The organism is Nisaea sediminum (genome assembly GCF_014904705.1).
Lineage (GTDB): Bacteria > Pseudomonadota > Alphaproteobacteria > Thalassobaculales > Thalassobaculaceae > Nisaea > Nisaea sediminum.
On sequence record NZ_JACZCQ010000007.1, the window covers coordinates 16,332 to 33,928 of the forward strand.

General features: G+C 63.3%; 18 protein-coding genes and 1 tRNA gene. 12 read left to right on the forward strand and 7 right to left on the reverse strand.

All coding sequences use genetic code 11. The annotated features are described in order from the left end of the window. Positions 1 to 10: 10 nt before the first annotated feature. The 4 genes from IG122_RS16970 to IG122_RS16985 form a co-directional block, all read right to left on the reverse strand. Positions 11 to 1,468, reverse strand: coding sequence for a TrkH family potassium uptake protein (locus IG122_RS16970; RefSeq protein WP_404924626.1), 1,458 nt, complete (start codon positions 1,466 to 1,468; stop codon positions 11 to 13). A gap of 125 nt (positions 1,469 to 1,593) precedes the next feature. Then, positions 1,594 to 2,238 (reverse strand): GTP cyclohydrolase I FolE, encoded by a 645-nt coding sequence (folE, locus tag IG122_RS16975; RefSeq protein ID WP_193186332.1) that lies wholly within the window; start codon positions 2,236 to 2,238, stop codon positions 1,594 to 1,596. A gap of 81 nt (positions 2,239 to 2,319) precedes the next feature. Continuing rightward, on the reverse strand, positions 2,320 to 2,712 hold the full coding sequence (gene apaG / locus IG122_RS16980; RefSeq protein WP_193186336.1) for a Co2+/Mg2+ efflux protein ApaG: 393 nt from the start codon (positions 2,710 to 2,712) through the stop codon (positions 2,320 to 2,322). 198 nt (positions 2,713 to 2,910) lie between these two features. Then, complete coding sequence (locus IG122_RS16985; RefSeq protein ID WP_193186339.1) at positions 2,911 to 4,182, reverse strand: calcium-binding protein; 1,272 nt, start codon at positions 4,180 to 4,182, stop codon at positions 2,911 to 2,913. Positions 4,183 to 4,348: 166 nt separating this feature from the next. Here IG122_RS16985 and IG122_RS16990 point away from each other — a divergent pair. The 8 genes from IG122_RS16990 (at position 4,349) to IG122_RS17025 (ending at position 9,930) form a co-directional block, all read left to right on the forward strand. Continuing rightward, a tRNA-Gly gene (locus IG122_RS16990) sits at positions 4,349 to 4,422 on the forward strand. 321 nt (positions 4,423 to 4,743) lie between these two features. Next, positions 4,744 to 5,313 (forward strand): DJ-1/PfpI family protein, encoded by a 570-nt coding sequence (locus IG122_RS16995; protein ID WP_193186342.1) that lies wholly within the window; start codon positions 4,744 to 4,746, stop codon positions 5,311 to 5,313. A 112-nt stretch (positions 5,314 to 5,425) separates the two neighbouring features. Beyond that, on the forward strand, positions 5,426 to 5,665 hold the full coding sequence (locus IG122_RS17000; protein ID WP_193186345.1) for a DUF1289 domain-containing protein: 240 nt from the start codon (positions 5,426 to 5,428) through the stop codon (positions 5,663 to 5,665). Between the two features lie 2 nt (positions 5,666 to 5,667). Continuing rightward, on the forward strand, positions 5,668 to 6,072 hold the full coding sequence (locus tag IG122_RS17005; RefSeq protein WP_193186348.1) for a RidA family protein: 405 nt from the start codon (positions 5,668 to 5,670) through the stop codon (positions 6,070 to 6,072). Between the two features lie 277 nt (positions 6,073 to 6,349). Further along, positions 6,350 to 6,862: an adenosylmethionine decarboxylase gene (gene speD, locus IG122_RS17010; protein WP_193186351.1), complete on the forward strand. Its 513-nt coding sequence runs from the start codon at positions 6,350 to 6,352 to the stop codon at positions 6,860 to 6,862. Next, a complete protein-coding gene (gene speE / locus IG122_RS17015) occupies positions 6,859 to 7,710 on the forward strand; it encodes a polyamine aminopropyltransferase (RefSeq protein ID WP_193186354.1) in 852 nt (283 codons plus the stop codon). The genes speD and speE overlap by 4 nt, the downstream gene beginning before the upstream one ends. Before the next feature lie 260 nt (positions 7,711 to 7,970). Then, a complete protein-coding gene (locus tag IG122_RS17020; protein ID WP_193186357.1) occupies positions 7,971 to 9,020 on the forward strand; it encodes a glycosyltransferase family 2 protein in 1,050 nt (349 codons plus the stop codon). Further along, the gene (locus IG122_RS17025; protein WP_193186360.1) at positions 9,007 to 9,930 is read left to right on the forward strand and encodes a glycosyltransferase family 2 protein; all 924 of its coding nucleotides are present in this window, start codon (positions 9,007 to 9,009) and stop codon (positions 9,928 to 9,930) included. Before IG122_RS17020 ends, IG122_RS17025 begins: the two co-directional genes overlap by 14 nt. Here IG122_RS17025 and IG122_RS17030 read toward each other — a convergent pair. From IG122_RS17030 to IG122_RS17040, 3 genes are all read right to left on the reverse strand, one after another. Next, positions 9,927 to 10,364, reverse strand: a complete 438-nt coding sequence (locus tag IG122_RS17030) for a YqaA family protein (protein WP_193186363.1) — start codon at positions 10,362 to 10,364, stop codon at positions 9,927 to 9,929. The genes IG122_RS17025 and IG122_RS17030 overlap by 4 nt on opposite strands. A 100-nt stretch (positions 10,365 to 10,464) precedes the next feature. Further along, the gene (locus tag IG122_RS17035; protein ID WP_193186366.1) at positions 10,465 to 12,993 is read right to left on the reverse strand and encodes a DUF4347 domain-containing protein; all 2,529 of its coding nucleotides are present in this window, start codon (positions 12,991 to 12,993) and stop codon (positions 10,465 to 10,467) included. Positions 12,994 to 13,158: 165 nt separating this feature from the next. Continuing rightward, the gene (locus IG122_RS17040; protein ID WP_193186369.1) at positions 13,159 to 14,037 is read right to left on the reverse strand and encodes a glycosyltransferase family 2 protein; all 879 of its coding nucleotides are present in this window, start codon (positions 14,035 to 14,037) and stop codon (positions 13,159 to 13,161) included. A gap of 121 nt (positions 14,038 to 14,158) precedes the next feature. On the opposite strand from IG122_RS17040, the gene rfbC reads away from it, so the two are divergent. From rfbC to rfbA, 4 genes are read left to right on the forward strand one after another with little or no spacing between them, the layout of a single operon-like run. Further along, complete coding sequence (gene rfbC, locus IG122_RS17045) at positions 14,159 to 14,719, forward strand: dTDP-4-dehydrorhamnose 3,5-epimerase (protein ID WP_226893695.1); 561 nt, start codon at positions 14,159 to 14,161, stop codon at positions 14,717 to 14,719. 21 nt (positions 14,720 to 14,740) lie between these two features. Then, positions 14,741 to 15,805, forward strand: a complete 1,065-nt coding sequence (rfbB, locus tag IG122_RS17050; protein ID WP_193186542.1) for a dTDP-glucose 4,6-dehydratase — start codon at positions 14,741 to 14,743, stop codon at positions 15,803 to 15,805. 4 nt (positions 15,806 to 15,809) lie between these two features. Further along, on the forward strand, positions 15,810 to 16,688 hold the full coding sequence (gene rfbD, locus IG122_RS17055) for a dTDP-4-dehydrorhamnose reductase (RefSeq protein WP_193186372.1): 879 nt from the start codon (positions 15,810 to 15,812) through the stop codon (positions 16,686 to 16,688). A 21-nt stretch (positions 16,689 to 16,709) separates the two neighbouring features. Next, positions 16,710 to 17,576, forward strand: a complete 867-nt coding sequence (rfbA, locus tag IG122_RS17060) for a glucose-1-phosphate thymidylyltransferase RfbA (RefSeq protein ID WP_193186375.1) — start codon at positions 16,710 to 16,712, stop codon at positions 17,574 to 17,576. Positions 17,577 to 17,597: the final 21 nt, after the last annotated feature.

The following is a 17,597-nucleotide window of genomic DNA, read 5'->3' on the forward strand; positions in this document are numbered from 1 at the left end:
GTTGGCGCGTTCAGCGGCGCCAGAAAGAGGGAGAGAGCATCACCAGAACAGTGAAGAGCTCCAACCTGCCCAGCAACATGCCGAATGACAATAACCATTTGGCGCTGTCGGGCAATGAATCGAAATTGCCGGCCGGCCCGATGATCGGTCCGAGCCCCGGTCCGACATTGCTGATCGCGGTGGCCGCGCCCGAGACCGCGGTGATGAAATCGAGGCCGATCGCGGCAAGCAGGGCGGCAAGGATGCCGAAACACAGCATGTAGAGAAAGAAGAAGCCCATGACCGATTCGGAGACCGTCTCCGGGATCGGTTTGTGATTGTAATAGGGAATGAAGACGCCGTGCGGCCGGAGCAGGCGTTCGATCTGCACTTGTGCGGTCGCGTAGAGCACCTGGATGCGGAAGATCTTGATGCCGCAGGTCGTCGATCCGGCGCATCCGCCGACGAACATCAGACAGATGACGAGGGTGACGGGAAAGCCGCCCCAGATCCCGTAATCCGTCGTCGCATAACCGGTCCCGGTCATCACCGAGATGATGTTGAAGGCGGCGTAGCGGACCGCGTCGTGCAGCGGATAGTCGAGTTCCTGCCAGTTCCAGATCGTGACCGAACCGACCACGACAGCGACGATCGCAAAGAACCATTTTACCTGGCTGTCGCGGAAGATCGGCCGGATCGAGCCGCGCATCATGCGCAGGTAATAGACGAAGGGCAGGCTGCCGACGATCATGCCGGCGACCACGATCCAGTCAACCACGACATTGTCGAAATGTCCGACCGAAGCGTCCTTGGTCGAGTACCCGCCGGTCGCAATGGTGGTCATCGCATGCGCGATGGCGTCGAAGCCGGGAAGGCCCGCCGCCCAAAGACCCGCCGCCCAGGCCGCCGTCAGCGCGAGATAGATCCCGCTGATTCCGCCCGCCAGCTGTGCCGCGCGAGGTACCACCTTGTCCGGGGTGTCGAAGGCTTCGGTCTGGAAGAGCTGCATGCCGCCGACGCTCAACATCGGCAGCACGGCAAGCGCCATGACGATGATCCCGATGCCGCCGAGCCATTGCAGCAGCGCGCGCCAGAGCAGGATGCCGGGCGGCGCGTGATCGAGGCCGACGATTACGGTCGAGCCGGTGGTCGTGACGCCGGACATGCTCTCGAAGAAGGCATCGGCGACGGTCATGTCGAGCTGCGAGAAGGCGAAAGGCAGGGCCGCGACGGTCGCGATGGTGAACCAACTCAGCGTGGTCAGCAGAAAGGCTTGCCGCAGGCTCAGGGTCGAGACGGACGGGCTGTTCGTCGTCAGCATCAGCGACACGCCGATGAAGAGCGAAAGCGCTGCCGCGCCCGTGAAGACTTCCCAGTCGGGATTGCCGGCGACGAGATCCACGCCGGCCGGCAAGAGCATAGCGAGTGCCATGATCGACATCAGAAGGCCGACGATATGAAGGACCGGACCAAAGGCGACCAAGTCCACGCTCCCCTTGCGTTGCGCACAGAGCGTGGATCATTGGACCGCCATCGCCGCGATGTCCAGTCCGGAAAAGGCGGTGCGGGAGTCCGCGCCCTGCGAGGGCGCGGACCGATGCCCGCCGCCGGGGCCTAGTCCGCCCTGGTGACGAGGTCGAAGAATTCCTTACGGAGTTCCGCATCCTCCTTGAAGCAACCGGTCAGGGATTTTGTGACCATGCTTGCACCGGGTTTGCAGACGCCGCGCGTGGTCATGCACTGATGGACCGCCTCGACCAGCACTGCTACCCCTTTGGGCTCCAGCACCTCCTGGATAGTGTTGGCGATCTGCGCGGTCATCGTTTCCTGGATTTGCAGGCGCTTGGAAAAAGTCTCCACGACGCGGGCAAGTTTGCTGACGCCGACCACACGGTTGTTCGGCATATAGGCGATCGAGACCTTGCCGATCACCGGGAGCATGTGATGCTCGCAGTGCGACTCCATACGGATGTTCTTCAGCAGGACCATCTCGTGATAATCGGCGGTCTCCTCGAAAACGCGCTCGAGATAGACCTGCGGGTCGCTCGAGTAGCCTTTGAAAAGCTCCTCGTAGGACCTGACGACGCGCTCAGGGGTCTCCGCCAGACCTTCGCGGTCGGGATCGTCGCCGGCCCATTCGATCAGGGTTCGAACGGCCGCTTCCGCTTCTTCGCGCGATGGGCGCTGCCGGACGACCTTGATCCCGGCGTCCTGACCGGCTGCGGCCTCCGCGCGCAGTGCGTTGTCGTATGGCGACATTTTCATTTCCTCTATGATCAAGGGCGCATGAATTGTGATGGGGTTACGCCCTCAGTGTTCCCATGGATGTCCCGCATCCGCTCAGTGTGGCCGTCCGGCCGCTTCCGGAAGATCCAGTGCAAAACTGGGTACCGAAACCGTGAAGATCTGCCCATCCGGACCTGTCATGTCATAGTGGCCGCTCATGAATCCGGATGGCGTTCCAAGCGGCGTACCGCTTGTATATTCGAATGAAGAGCCGGGCTGGATCAATGGTTGCTCTCCGACGACGCCCGGTCCGTCGACGGTCTGTTCGCGTCCGAAAGCATCGGTGATGCGCCAGTGACGTGCGCGCAACTGGACCGCGTCAACGCCGAGATTCTCGATCTTGACACTGTAGGCCCAGACGAAACGGTGCTCTTCCGGGTCCGAGTGATCGGGAAGATAGCGCGGCTCGACCACGACTCTAATCGCGCCTGTAATCTCGCTGTACACCCGTTGAGCTCCCTGCCCGCATGCCCCGGGGCCGTTCCAATCCGGCGGCCCTGTTCTTCGGACGCTAAATGTGGCGCTCCGTAGCGAAGAGTCCAGACCTTCCTTACGGTGCCCCGCCACTCTTGATCCGGCAAGGGGCGGCGGGCGCACAAAGGCTCACCATGTCGTGACCGTATGGGGCTGCAAAATCGCAACGGATCAGCCGTAAATGAACAGTCCGTCGCTCACGGAGCCCGGGGAGATGCCGACGAGGGTGACGCTTCCGCCGCCGCTGAGCGTGATCAGCGTGTTGGCGCCCGATGCGGCGGTCGTATAGGTCGTCCCGGTATTGACCAGGATACGGTCCGATGCGACTTCGAAGTCGTTGAACACGTCGTTGCCGGGGTTGGAACCGATCATGGAGATCGTATCCGCGCCGCTGCCGCCGGCCACCGTGTCGTTGCCTCCGTTGCCCGCGAGCATGTCCGCGCCGAGGCCGCCGAAGAGCACATCGTCGCCGCCGCCGCCATAGAGCGTATCGGCATCGTCGCCCCCGTACATCGTGTCGTTCTCGAGATTGCCGTAGATCAGATCGGTACCGGCATTGCCGTAGATGATATCGCTGCCCTTGTTCCCCGCCAATCTGTCGGCATTTTCTCCGCCGGCCAGGATGTCGTTCCCGGCGCCGCCCATGATCGTGTCGTCGCCCGCATCGCCGTAGAGCGTGTCTTCGCTTGTATTGCCGTAAATGGTGTCGTTTCCGTTGCCGCCATACGCCAGGTCGTTGTCTTTCCCGCCATACAGCAGATCGTTGCCGTCGCCACCGTTCAGCAGGTCGTTGCCGAAATTCCCGTAGAGGAAGTCACGTCCGTCGTTTCCGAACAGGGAATCGTCCCCGGTCCCGCCGATGATCGTATCGGAATCCGCGTCGCCGGAGACCTGATCGTTTCCGGCGCCGGCGATGATCGTGTCGTTCCCGGCTCCGCCAAATATGGAATCCTCACCCTGGCCGCCGAAGATCGTGTCCATGCCGGCATCGCCGTAAAGACTGTCCGACCCGGTGTTCCCGTAGACCAGATCGTTAGAGGCGCCGCCGTAGAGCAGATCGGCGCCGAGCCCGGTGCCGCCATAGAGCACGTCATTGCCGTCTCCACCGGTGACGGTGTCGCCGTCCGGTCCGCCGGTGAACGTGTCGTCCGCTGCCGTCAGGCTGGCGGATATCTTGGTCTGTGTTCCGAGCAGTTTGACGCCCGAAACGGTCACGCCGAGCGTGCTGCTGAAACTGATCGTGATCGTTCCGGCGGAATTGAACAGATAGTCCTGCGCGAATGTAACGACATGCGCCGCGTTGCTGTTCACGGTGATCGTGGCATAGCCGCGCGCGGAATCGAGACTCGCAGCAAGGAGAGTTCCTGACGTGATGGTCAGGGTCCCGGTATCTGACGACAATGCCGTGAGGGCGGAAATACCGTCGACGGTTGAGGAGACCATTCTTACCTCCGCTTCAGCCGAGTTCTTCGGCCCTTCCATATTGCCGGACGCATTTCACGCGCATCCCGGCCATATTCTCTAGCTTCGACAAGTTTAATTAGAGTTAAATGCTTACCAGATGATTTCGCTTGTAAGCAAGACGACGCTTGCGCATGTTTGGATCGTCGCGGGTGTAGTTCAATGGTAGAACATCAGCTTCCCAAGCTGAATACGTGGGTTCGATTCCCATCACCCGCTCCAATTCGGACGCGCGATCCGGCGGATCTGAATTTTCCGTAAAGCTTCGGAAATCCTGCTGCAAAGCAGCCATGCGTATCACGCGACTTGAATTCCGCGGCAAATTTCGCTATCTCCCCCTCGCGAGCTAAGGCTCGTCGGTTTCACGTAATTCGATCCTGCCGTCGGCTTTGACCGCATCGGTTGGGATCCTGCCCAAATTCGGCGTCTAAATGAGAACTGGCTTCCGGTGCCGACTCTTCGGCATGTCCCGGGAGTCGCTCACAGGACCGCATATGGCCGCGCCGCCCGACCGACGAGACGCTGACAAAAAAGGAGAACTAAATGCAGGACAAGCCGCTTACCGGAAAAAATATTGCAATCATGGTCGCCAACGGGTTCGACGAGATTGAGTTTGTCGAGCCGCAAAAGCAGCTGCTGGCCAACGGCGCGACGGTTAAGGCCGTTTCCCGCGCTACCGGTCTGGTCAATGGCTGGTACGATGGTTCCTGGGGCCATTTCTTCCCGGTTGACGCGGACTTGGCCGATACCCTCGCCGTGGATTACGACGGTCTCGTCGTTCCGGGTGGCGTTCGCGGTGTTGAAAAGCTTGCGGAAGACCCGCATGCCCAGCGCATCCTGAAGGCTTTCCTGCGCGCCGGCATGCCGGTTGCGCTGATTGGTGATGCGGCTTCCCTGCTGGTCACCATCGAGGACGCCAAGGGCCGGACCGTCACCTCCTCCGCCGACACCCGCGAAACTCTCGAGGCCGCCGGTGCGAGCTGGGAAGAGACCCCGTCCGTCGCCGAAGGCAATCTCGTGACCGCAAGCGGCAGCGAAGGCATTGCCGACTTGGTGCAGAGCTTTGCCGCTCTGGTCGTGGCGTATGAAAGCGACGTGACCGAAGCCGCCTGAGGCGATTTCCGGTCAATATCTGACGCTGACGGCGTGGATTTTCGGATCCACGCCGTTTTTATTTCTGTCATGCTCCGGGACCGCCGGAACCGGAGACGATAGCGAGCCGCGCATGACCGACATTCCATCTCCCTGTGTCGCCGTTTGCCAGATCGACCGCGAGAGCGGTTACTGCCTCGGTTGCTGGCGCACCATTCAGGAGATCGCCGGCTGGGCGCGTTTCGACAATGCCGAACGGCTCCGGATCGTCAGTGAGCTGCATGACCGCCGGGGAACGGCGGCACCGCGGCAGCGGCGGCGCAACAGGCGCCGGGGGGAAGCGCGGCGGGCGGATGCCGATCTGGGAGAATGAAAATGACAGTACCTGTGTTTCACCTGATGGACCGCGCGCCGGCGCCGGTCGCGCCCTACAGCCACGCGGTCGAGATCGACGGCTGGTGCCTGATCACCGGCCAGCTTGCGACCGATCCCGAGGATGATGCGAGGCCATTGCCGGAGGGGATCGAGGCGCAGACCCGGCGCACGATGGAGAATCTCCGCATCGTGCTGGAGGGGCTGGGGCTCGACTTCAGCCACGTGGTCACCGCCCGGGTTTTCCTGACGGAATTCGAACGCGACTACGAGGCGATGAACGCCGTCTATGCCGAATATTTCGGTGCCGAGACGCGCCCGGCGCGGACCTGCATCGGGGTCACGGGCATCGCCCGGAAAGCGCTTGTCGAGATCGACTGCATCGCATACCGGACACCGAAAAAATAGCCATACAAACCCCTTGACTCAGGCGCACATAATGCGCACGTTTCGAGCACGAAATCCGGCCGGGAAGGCGCTGCGAAATCGCGGAGCAAGCCCGGTCGAATTTTTTTACGCGGATTTTGAGATTTCGCTTGCGAAACAAGGGAAAAAGCCTCAGAACCCCGCGCCTATATCCGCATCGTGCGGAAACGAAAGGAACGCCAGACCATTCCGCCCAACGGTGTTGCGGCAAGCGGGATGCGACGGGGTAACTGGGACATCTACTGGATAGGAGGGGTTGATGGATCGAAACATCGCCTTCGCTGATTTGGGGATGGACTCGGATACTCAGCCGAGCAGAACCAATTCCGACATCACCGGCACGGCCAAAGGTCACGATGGCACGGTCATTCCGCTTTCTCCGAGCTACTCGGATTCGTCTCTCGACCATTTCGTGAAGAAGGACGGTCTGGTCTTCGCCGGCACGCACCTGATCATCGATCTGGTCGGCGCCTCGCGGCTCGACGAGCTCGAGCATATCGAGGAGACGCTGAAGGAAGCCGTGGAGGTTTCCGGCGCCACCCTGCTGCACATTCACCTGCACCATTTCACGCCCAACGGCGGCGTGTCCGGTGTCGCGGTGCTCGCGGAGTCGCATATCAGCATCCACACATGGCCGGAGCGGGGCTATGCCGCGCTCGACGTGTTCATGTGCGGCGATGCCGAACCGCACAAGGCCATCGCCGTGCTGCGCCGGGCGTTCCGTCCCGACGCCGTGCAGCTCAATGACCTGAAGCGGGGCCTGACCGTATGAGTGAGTGGTTCAACGAAACCCTTCACAACGGATACGGACAGCGGCTGACGATGGACAAGGTGCTCTTCCGGGAACGGACGGAGCATCAGGATCTCGTGATCTTCGAGAACAATGTCTTCGGGCGCGTCATGGCGCTCGACGGCATCGTGCAGACCACCGAGGGTGACGAATACGTCTATCACGAGATGCTGACGCACGTGCCGATCCTGGCCCATGGCCGGGCGAAGCGCGTGCTGATCATCGGCGGCGGCGACGGTGGCATGGCGCGGGAAGCGCTGCGCCACACGTCCGTCGAGCAGGTAACGATGGTCGAGATCGACCGCGGCGTCGTCGACATGTGCGTGAAGCATCTGCCGTCGATCAGCGACGGTGCCTTCGACAATCCGCGGCTCGACCTGCAGATCGCCGACGGCGCCAGGTTCGTCGAGGAAACGGACGGCAGGTGGGACGTCATCATCGTCGATTCCACCGATCCGATCGGTCCCGGCGAGGTCCTGTTCCGCGAAAGCTTCTACAAGGCCTGCAAGCGTTGCCTGACAGAGGGCGGGATTCTCGTCACCCAGAACGGCGTGCCTTTCGTGCAGGGCAGCGAGGTCACGAATTCCTTCGACAGGCTTGGGCCGCATTTCGCCGATGTCTGGTTCTATACGGCGGCGGTGCCGACCTACCAGGGCGGTCTCATGGCGTTCGGCTGGGCGACGGATGATACCGCCCTGCGCCAGACACCGGTCCCCGAGATCGCGGCGCGTTTCGGAAATGCCGGGCTCGACTGCCGCTATTACACGCCGGAAGCCCACGCGGGCGCCTTCGGCCTGCCCGGATTCATCCGCAAGCTGATGCGGTCATAACCGCAGAAAAATTGCGCTTCCAGCTTAAGTCTTTTTTTACATCCACGCGCTAAAGTGGTGTTCAAGGAAGCGCCGTTTTCCCCCGACGGCATCTGGTCGCGCCGGACGCAATCCCCCTAACCTGGCGCGAGCTCCTTCCTGAACTTCCCCTCGGGGCTCGTCACTGGCGAGCCCCTTTTGTTTGTGCCGTCGTCTCCGGTCTCGAAAGCCCCGAGGCGGGCATGCTATGGTCCGGCCGAATCAAACACTTGCAGGCATGCATGGCCGCCAGTACACCGATTTTCTCCGTCCTCGTCGTCGCCTATAACTCGGGCGCGCACCTGCCGCGATGCCTTGCCGCCGTTGAGGCGCAGACCTGCCGTGATTTCGAGGTGATCGTGCTCGACAACGGGTCGGCGGACGGTGCCACGATCGACCTCTCCCTCCTCTCCGTGCCCGCCAGACTGGAACGGAGCCCGGACAATCTCGGTTTCGCCGCCGGGAACAATTTCCTGGCACGCAAGGCCGAGGGGACGTGGCTCGCGCTGCTCAATCCCGACGCCTTTCCCGAGCCGGACTGGCTCGCGGAGGTCCTCGCGGCGACCCGGCGCTATCGTGGCGTCCGTGTCTTCGGCTCGACCCAGCTGCTCGACGGGAGTCCGGATCTGCTCGACGGAGCCGGAGATCACTACAGCCCGCTTGGTCTTGCCTGGCGCGGCGACCGGATGCGCCCGGCCGGCACGATCGACGCGGACGGCGAGGTGATGGGGCCGTGCGCCGCGGCCGGGATCTACCGGCGCGACGCGTTCCTGGAAGTCGGCGGCTTTGCCGAGCGTTTCTTCTGCTATTACGAGGATGTCGATCTCGGCCTCCGGCTCCGGCTGAACGGCGAGCGCTGCATCCAGCTTGCGCACGCACGGGTCCGGCATGTCGCCTCGGCCATCGCCGGACAGAATTCCGACTTCTCGCGTTATCACATCACCCGCAACCGGATCTGGACCTTTCTGCGCTGCATGCCGGCGCCGGTGTTCCAGCTCGTGCTGCCGCTGCTGCTGGCACAGCTCGCGCTGATTGTCCTGCTCGGCCCGGTGCGCGGCGACGGTCCGGTCCGGCGCCGGGCGATCCGTGACGCTTTCGTGAACTTCCGCACTGTCATGAAGGAGCGGTCGGAGATACAAGGGAAGCGAAAGGCCGGCCTTGCCGATTTCCTCGGTGCGCTGAGCTGGAACCCCGCGAAGCTGCGCGGGGCAAAGGGGGACCGGAGAGAGATCCGGTCGGAAAACAGGGCGGACGATCGTCCGCCATCCGGGGTGGAGCATGCAGCAGACTAGCGTCGTCGCGGTCGTCGTTTCCTATCGGCCAGACGAGCGTCTCTATCGCGCGCTGGACGCGCTGGCACCGCAGGTCGGCCGGATCGTCGTTGTCGATAACGGTTCGGACACGGAGGTCATCGGGCGCCTGGAAGCGGTCGCGGAAGCGTCTGGTGGCAAGACCACGCTGATCCGGAACGATGAGAATATGGGGCTCGCGGCAGCGCAGAATCAGGGCATCCGTTGCGCGCTGGAGGACGGCGCGGACTGGGTTCTGCTGATGGATGACGACAGCATCCCGGAAGCGGGCATGGTCGCCTCCATGCTGTCGGCCCATTCCGCCCATCCGGCGGGCGAGCGGGTCGGACTGGTGGCGCCGCTGCTCGGGGACGCGGAGGGCACGCTGAAGGCGCGCGCCTATGTCTCCCGCCACGCCTTCGATTTTCGCCCGGTGCGCTTCGGGTCGGGCGACGTGCTGGACGACGTCGCCTTCGCCATGGCCTCGGGCAGCCTGGTCAGGGCCGAGGTGTTCCGCGATGTCGGGCTGATGCGAGAGGATTTCTTCGTCGACTACATCGATTTCGAGTTCGCCTTCCGCATGCGCCGCGCCGACTGGAAGCTGATCGCGGTCGGCGATGCGAGGCTGCAGCACCGGCTCGGCGAGTATGAGCAGAAGACGCTCTTCGGGCGAAAGTTCTGCTTCAACAGCCATTCGAGCTTCCGGCGCTACCACATCTACCGCAACCGGCTGCGCGTCTGGCGGGCACACGGTCTGCGTCTTCCGGCCTTCTTCGCCTTCGAGTTCGCCTCGATCGGCATCGATCTCGCCAAGCTGATCCTGTTGGAGGACGACAAGCTGGAAAAGCTCGGCGCGATCGGCCGCGGAGTAATGCACGCGCTGCTCGGGCGCGGTGGGGCGAGGGTGGGTTAGAAAGCTCCCGCCGCCCACGCCACGATGAGATAGCGCCCCGTCTTCGCGACTGCGACCAGAACCAGAAACATCCAGAACGGCTCGCGCAGGATGCCCGCGGCGAAAGTGAGCGGGTCGCCGATGAAGGGGGCCCAGCTGAGCAGCAGGCTCCATTGTCCGTATTTGCGGTACCAGCCGCAGGCGCGGTCCATCTGTTTCTGTGAGATCGGGAACCATTTGCGGTCGCTGAAGCGGTCGACGAAACGGCCGAGCACCCAGTTCACCACGGAGCCGAGCGTGTTGCCGGCCGAGGCGACGGCGAGCAGCAGGGGCAGGGAATAGTCACCGGTCAGGATCAGGCCGGCGAGGCCGATCTCCGACTGTGCCGGAAAGAAGGTGGCGGCGGCGAAGCAGAGCAGGAACAGCCCGCCATAGACGCCCAGTTCTGAAAACACGCTCACGGCCCCCGGCGAAGGAGGAGCCCGGCACGGGGGGTGCCGGGCTCCGGTTGCTCAGGGCTGCACTCTACCGGCTCGAGGGACCGGTTGTCCCGCCCTAGGCAAGATCCCATCCGGCGGTCGCGGCGAGACCGAGTTGAGACTTGGAGACGCCGAGGAGCGTCACCGTCCCGCCGTCGGAAAGGTTCAGCAGGGCGTTGCCGCTGCTGTCTTCGGATGTCGTGAAGCTCAGCCCGCTTGCGAATTGCAGCGTGTCCTCGCCGACAATGAAGTCCGCGACCGTGTCGTTGCCTCCGCCGAATTCGAAGGCGAAGGTGTCCGCTCCGCCGCCGCCGCCCAGCTGATCGTCGCCGCTACCGCCGAAGAGCAGATCGTTCCCCAGATTCCCCGACAGGGTGTCGTCGCCGATCCCGCCATAGAGAAGATCGTTGTCCTGGCCGCCATAGAGGATGTCTCTGGCCTCGCCACCGTTGATCGTGTCGTCGCCCTTGTTGCCGTAGAGAAGGTCGGCATCGTTTCCGCCGTCCACATCGTCTTGGCCCTGGCCGCCATAGAGCGTGTCGAGACCGCCGCCGCCAACGACGATGTCCAGGTCCTGGTTGCCGTAAACCAGATCGTCGCCCCATCCGGTATCGATCGTATCGGCGCCCCCGCCGCTCGCGACGGTGTCGTTCAGGATACCGAGGGAGAAGTTCTGCAGGTTGTCGTCGCCGACCACATAGGCCGCGCCTTCCGACCCGGTAACGGTGGCGTTGCCGATGATCGCGGTGAAACCGATATGGTCGAGTTTGATGGTCGAACCCGTGGGCAGTCCGCCGGTATCGATGATCAATGCCTCGTTGTTCGTCGTTCCGGAAGACGAGCCGGTAATCTCGATGGTTCTGGCGCCGGTACCAGTCGACGTGAAGCTGACAGTCCGGACATCGACCCCTGATCCGCCAAGCGAGTTCACGTAGGTCGTCGCATGCCCGTCCATGAAGGTCTGCGTCCCGGCGGAGGTTCCGGTCGAGCCGATCTTCTGCTCCAGTTCCGTGGTCGCTCCGCTTCCGCTCATGGACGTCGTGCTGCCGTTGCTGTTGAGCGTCACGCCGCTCGGCAATGTGGCGTTGACGGTATTGTTGCCGCCGTTTTCGATGACGGGCCCCGTGGCCGTGCCGCCTGACGTGTTGGAGAGTGTGCGGGTCGTCTGGGCTCCCGTTCCCGTGCCGCTGGTCGTCGTGGTCACCGTCACGGTGGGAGACGAGGAGCCGCTCGACGAAGTCGGCACGCTGAAAGTCAGTACGGTGTTGCCGCCGGAGGCGGCCCCGGAGATGGTCAGGTTGGCCGCGGCGGCGGAGAAGTTCAGGGTCTCGGAGCCAAGGCTGAGCGTGCTTCCGAGGGTTTGGCCGTTCAGGCTGTTCGCGAGTGCGGTATTGCCGGTAATGACGATGCTGTCGCCCGCTTCGAGCCCGGAGATGGTGTCGCCGTTGAACTCGGCGGCGCTGCCCGAATAGGTGTCGTTCCCGGCACCTCCGACCAGAGTGTCGGCATCGTCGCCGCCGACCAGGATGTCGTTCCCGGCCCCGCCGTAGAGTTGGTCGGTACCGGCATTGCCGCTGAGGGAATCGTCGCCGCCCGCGCCGGAGAGCAGGTCGCCGGCGGCGGCGCCGCTGATATTGTCCGCGCTGCTCGTGCCGGTGATGGAATCGGCGGAACTGGACCCGATGATATGCTCGACGCCGACGATCGTCGTGTTCGAGAGGTCGAGGTTTCCGCCGCCGACGAAAGTGATGGAATCGTTTCCGGCGCCGCCGTCGATGCTCTCCGGACGTCCGCTCATCTCGGAGGTATTGCCGAGGATATTGTCGTCGCCCGCCCCGCCGAAGACCGTGTCGTTGAACGCGCCGCCGAAGAGCGAATCGTTTCCGTCGCCGCCACTTAGAATGTCGTTGTGAGAGCCGCCGTCGAGAGTGTCGTTTCCGGCTCCGCCTGTCAGCGTGTCGTTGCCGGCTCCGCCCTGGATGTTGTCGTTACCGCCGAGCCCGTCGATATTATCGTCGGCCGCATCGCCGCTCAGCGTTTCAGCGTTGTTGGTTGCGGGGCCTCCGGTGAAGGCGAGCCGATGCGGATAGAGCGCGAGTGCCGCGGAGCTGATGTGGTTCTGGGCCGCGGGCAAGGCTTTCCAGCCGGCTGCGCCGCCGACCTCGTCATGGGCGCCATGCACCGTGGCATCGAGCGCATCTTCTAAAGTCCTGAGAAAGGCGCGGCCGATGGCGCCGGCGCCGGTGGCGCAGGCCAGCAGCGTAACCTCGGCGTCTTTCGCCAGCGCTTCGCGGATCCGCGCCAAGCGCCGAACGTCGCGCCGGAGCGCGCGGATGTCGATCTTCCGTCCGGAGAGCCTCAGTGTGCCGGCCGAACCATGTGCCAGGATGACGAGATGCCGTGCGCTTTCTTCGTGCGCTTCCAGCGCGACCGCCATCGCGTCCAGCGCGTTGCCGACGCGCGGCAAGTAATGAACGGCGGTTCCCGAAGCGAGTCCGGAAAGCAGGATTTCCGGGTCGAGAATTTCGCAGTCTACGAAGAAGACCGTCTGCGCGGCACGGGAAGCGGGAGCGGTTTCGGGGGAAACGAGCTGGGCATCGAGCATGGTCTGTACCAGTCCTTTCTGGGGTGCAAACCGACGGGAGATAGCGTTGCCTTTATGGCAATGATTAGAAATTTACATAAAATTAACAATAAAACAAGCGGCAATAGAGTCCTTTTTGACTATGCGTATATTGCCGCAATCGGAAGATGTTCCAGAACGGGGAGATCAGAGTTTCTTGGCGCGTAACTTCATGAAAATAAGAGCATATCGTGCCCAGAGCGCAAGATTGACAAAAGCAACCAATGGATTGTGCCATCCGCCGAAATGCTTTGCAAAGTAGAGAGCGCCGCCCAGCGTTTTCTGTTTTTCGATAAAAATTCCGCTCGTGTCGCTGGTTCCCTGGACGTGGGTCGCGGAGAGGGTCGGGTCGAACCAGATATGCCCTCCGGCCTTGCGCACGCGGTAGCAGACATCGACGTCTTCCATATGCAGGAAGTAATCCTCGTCCATCCCGCCGACCTCCTCGAAGACGCGCCTCGGGAACAGCAGGAACGAGCCGGAGATGCATTCGACCTCCGTCAGTTCGCTTGGCGGTGGCGTTCCGTGCAGGTTGATCCGCTTGAACCCGAGACTATACAGGCCGGAGACCTCGACGAGGCAGGTCCAGGGTGTCATCAGGTTGCGCCGGCAGCCGCGCTGCTCGCTGCCGTCCGGATTCTCGATGCGGACCGTGTAGAGGGAGATGTTCGGCCGTGCTTCGAGTTTTTGCAGGGCGCTGTCCAGCGTGCCGGGCTTCAGCACGGAGTCCGGATTGAACAGCAGGAGATAGGGGCTCGTCGTTGCCCGCGCACCCATATTGCAGGCCCGTCCGAAGCCGACATTGCCGTGCCCGGTGAGCAGCGTGACGCGCTCGTCCCGGTCGGCGAGCGCGCGGAGGTCCGTGACGGTCTCCTCCGGATTGCCATTATCGACGACGACGATCTCGCGCGCGGAAGCCTCGTCCAGCACGGAGCGGATACAATCCATCAGGCACGGGCCGGTATGGTAGCTGACGATGACGACGGCACAGGCGGGCCCGTCGGTCGGGGGCGTGGGATCACTCATCGCTCTGATGTGCCACGATTCGAGGCAAGCGCCAAGGGCTCGCCGCTTGCCGCCGTTGCGGGCCGCATGCTATAGCCCCGCAGGCCCTGAAGGCCGCGTGAATCCAAGGGGAGACAGGGCCTTGCAGGTCGAGCCGCTAGAGATCTCGGACGTCAAGATCATCACGCCGAAAAAGTTCGGCGACCATCGTGGATTTTTCTCCGAGACCTACAACCAGGGCGCCTTCGAGGCAGCCGGTCTCGACTATACTTTCATCCAGGACAATCACTCTTACTCGGCGCCGAAAGGAACGCTGCGCGGGCTGCATTTTCAGACCCCGCCGCACGGCCAGGACAAGCTGCTGCGGGTGATCCGCGGCGCGATCTTCGATGTCGCGGTCGATATCCGCAAGGGCTCGCCGAGCTACGGCAAATGGGTCGGGCGGGTGATCAGCGCCGAGGAATGGAACCAGATCCTGGTGCCGGTCGGCTTCGCGCACGGCTTCTGCACCATCGAGGAAAATACCGAAGTGCTCTACAAGGTGACCGGCAAATACGCGCCGGACTGCGAGGGCGGCCTGACCTGGAACGACCCGGATATCGGCATCGACTGGCCGCTCGACGGCGCGCCGATCCTCTCGGCGAAGGACGAGGCCTATCAGCCCTTCTCCGAATTCGACAGCCCGTTCACTTACGAAGCCTGAGGGATCACGAGCGTGAGCGACATCAAGACAGTCATCGTCACCGGCGGCGCCGGCTTCATCGGTTCCGCCGTGGTCCGCCACGTGATCGCCGACACCGGCGTGAAAGTGGTCAATCTCGACAAGCTGACCTATGCCGCGAACCTCGCCTCGCTCGACGAGGTCAGTGCCTCCGACCGTTACGTCTTCGAGCAGGCGGATATCTGCGACGGTGCGGCGCTCGACCGGATCTTCGCCAGGCACAAGCCGGACGCGGTGATGCATCTCGCCGCCGAGAGCCATGTCGACCGTTCGATCGACGGGCCGGCGGACTTCATCCAGACCAATATCGTCGGCACCTACACGATGTTGGAAGCGGCCCGGAAATATTGGAACGCGGCGCCGGACGCGGTGAAGGCGAAGTTCCGCTTCCACCATATCTCGACCGACGAGGTCTTCGGCTCGCTCGGCGACGAGGGGCTCTTCACCGAGGAGACCGCCTACGATCCGCGCTCGCCCTATTCCGCGAGCAAGGCCTCTTCCGACCATCTGGTGCGCGCCTGGATGGAGACCTATGGCCTGCCGACCGTGCTCTCCAACTGCTCGAACAATTACGGGCCCTACCATTTCCCGGAAAAGCTCATTCCGCTGATGATCATCAAGGGGCTCGCGGGCGAGCCGCTCCCGGTCTACGGCAAGGGCGAGAATGTGCGCGACTGGCTCTATGTCGACGACCATGCGCGTGCGCTCTGGACCGTCTGCTCGAAGGGCGTGCCGGGCGAGAGCTACAATATCGGCGGCAATGAGGAGCGGAAGAACATCGATGTCGTGACCGGCATCTGTTCGCTGCTCGACGAGCTTGTGCCGCAGCAGGGCGGGAAGAAATATTCCGAGCAGATCACCTATGTGACGGACCGCCCGGGGCACGATTTCCGCTATGCGATCGACGCCTCCAAGATCAAGGCGGAGCTCGGCTGGGAGCCGTCCGAGAGCTTCGAGAGCGGGCTGCGCAAGACCGTCGAATGGTATCTCGAGCGCAAGGACTGGTGGCAGCCGATCCTCGACCGCAAATATTCCGGCCAGCGTCTCGGCACCGGTTCCAAGGGGTAAGGCCATGATCCTCGTCACCGGCGCCGGCGGACAGGTCGGGACCGAAATGCTCGCGCGCGCCGCGAGGCACGGGCACGAGGCGACGGGGCTGGTCCGCGCCGATCTCGACATTTCCGACGGGGCGGCGGTAAGGGCGGCGGTGCAGGCGGTGAAACCGTCGCTGATCGTGAACGCTGCGGCCTACACGGCGGTCGACAAGGCGGAAGAGGACCGGGACGCGGCCTATGCGATCAACCGCGACGGCCCGGCCAATCTCGCCGCGGCGGCGAAGGACGCGGGCATCCCGCTGATCCATATCTCGACCGACTATGTCTTCGACGGAACCAAGGACGGGCCGTGGCTCGAAAGCGATCCGGTGGCGCCACTCGGTGTCTACGGCGCCTCCAAGGAAGCGGGCGAGCAGGCGGTGCGCGCGGCGCTCCCCGAGCATGTCATCATGCGCACCTCCTGGGTCTATGCGTCTCATGGGGGCAATTTCGTCAAGACCATGCTGCGCGTCGGCAAGGAGCGCGACGAGCTGCGCGTGGTCGCCGACCAGTTCGGCGCTCCGACTTCGGCGGGTGACATCGCGGACGCCATCCTGGCCATCGCGACCCGCATCCGGGACGGCCAGACCGACGGCTGGGGTACCTATCACTTCACGGCGGAGGGCCGGACCAGCTGGTACGGCTTCGCCGAGGCGATCTTCGCCCGCGCGGAAAAGGTCTGGGGACGGCGCCCGTCGGTCGCGGCGATCCCGTCGAGCGACTATCCGACTCCGGCGAAACGGCCGGCAAATTCGGTGATGGATTGTGCGAAGATCATCGCGGCCTTCAACGTGCCGCGGCGGCCCTGGCAGGACGGCCTCGACGAGGTGCTCGACGTTCTGCTGGCCGCGGAATGAGTGACTAGGAAAGGGAGAGGGATGAAAGGGATCATCCTCGCCGGCGGGTCCGGCACACGGCTGTATCCGCTGACCGTCAGTGTCAGCAAGCAGATCCTGCCGGTCTACGACAAGCCGATGATCTACTACCCGTTGAGCACCCTGATGCTGGCCGGGATCAAGGAAATCCTGATCATCACCACGCCTGCCGACCAGGAAGGCTTCCAGCGTCTGCTCGGGGACGGCAGCCAGTGGGGCATCAGCCTCGAATACCGCGTGCAGCCCTCGCCCGACGGGCTGGCGCAGGCCTTCATCATCGGCGAGAGCTTCATCGGCGATGACCGTTCCGCTCTGATCCTCGGCGACAACATCTTCTACGGCCACGGTCTGACCGAGATGCTTCAGCGCTCGGCCGACCGCGAGACCGGCGCCACGGTCTACGGATATTACGTCAGCGATCCGGAGCGCTACGGCGTCGTCTCCTTCGACGGCGAGGGCAGGGCGAACGAGATCGTCGAGAAGCCGGCCAACCCGAAATCCAACTGGGCGGTCACCGGGCTCTATTTCTACGACCGGGACGTGGTCGAGATCGCCAAGTCGATCAAGCCGTCGCCGCGCGGCGAGCTCGAGATCACCGACGTCAACAAGGTCTATCTCGAGCGCGGCGATCTGCATGTCGAACGCATGGGCCGCGGCTATGCCTGGCTCGATACCGGCACGCACGATTCCCTCCTGCAGGCTTCCGAGTTCGTGCGCACGGTCGAGGAACGTCAGGGTCTGAAAATTGCGTGCGTCGAGGAAATCGCCCACCATATGGGCTATATCGACGACGCGCAGCTGCTGAAGCTGGCCGATCCGCTGGCGAAGAGCGGTTACGGTCTCTATCTGCGCTCGTTGCTGAAGGGATAACGCACCGGAACGGAGCCTGCA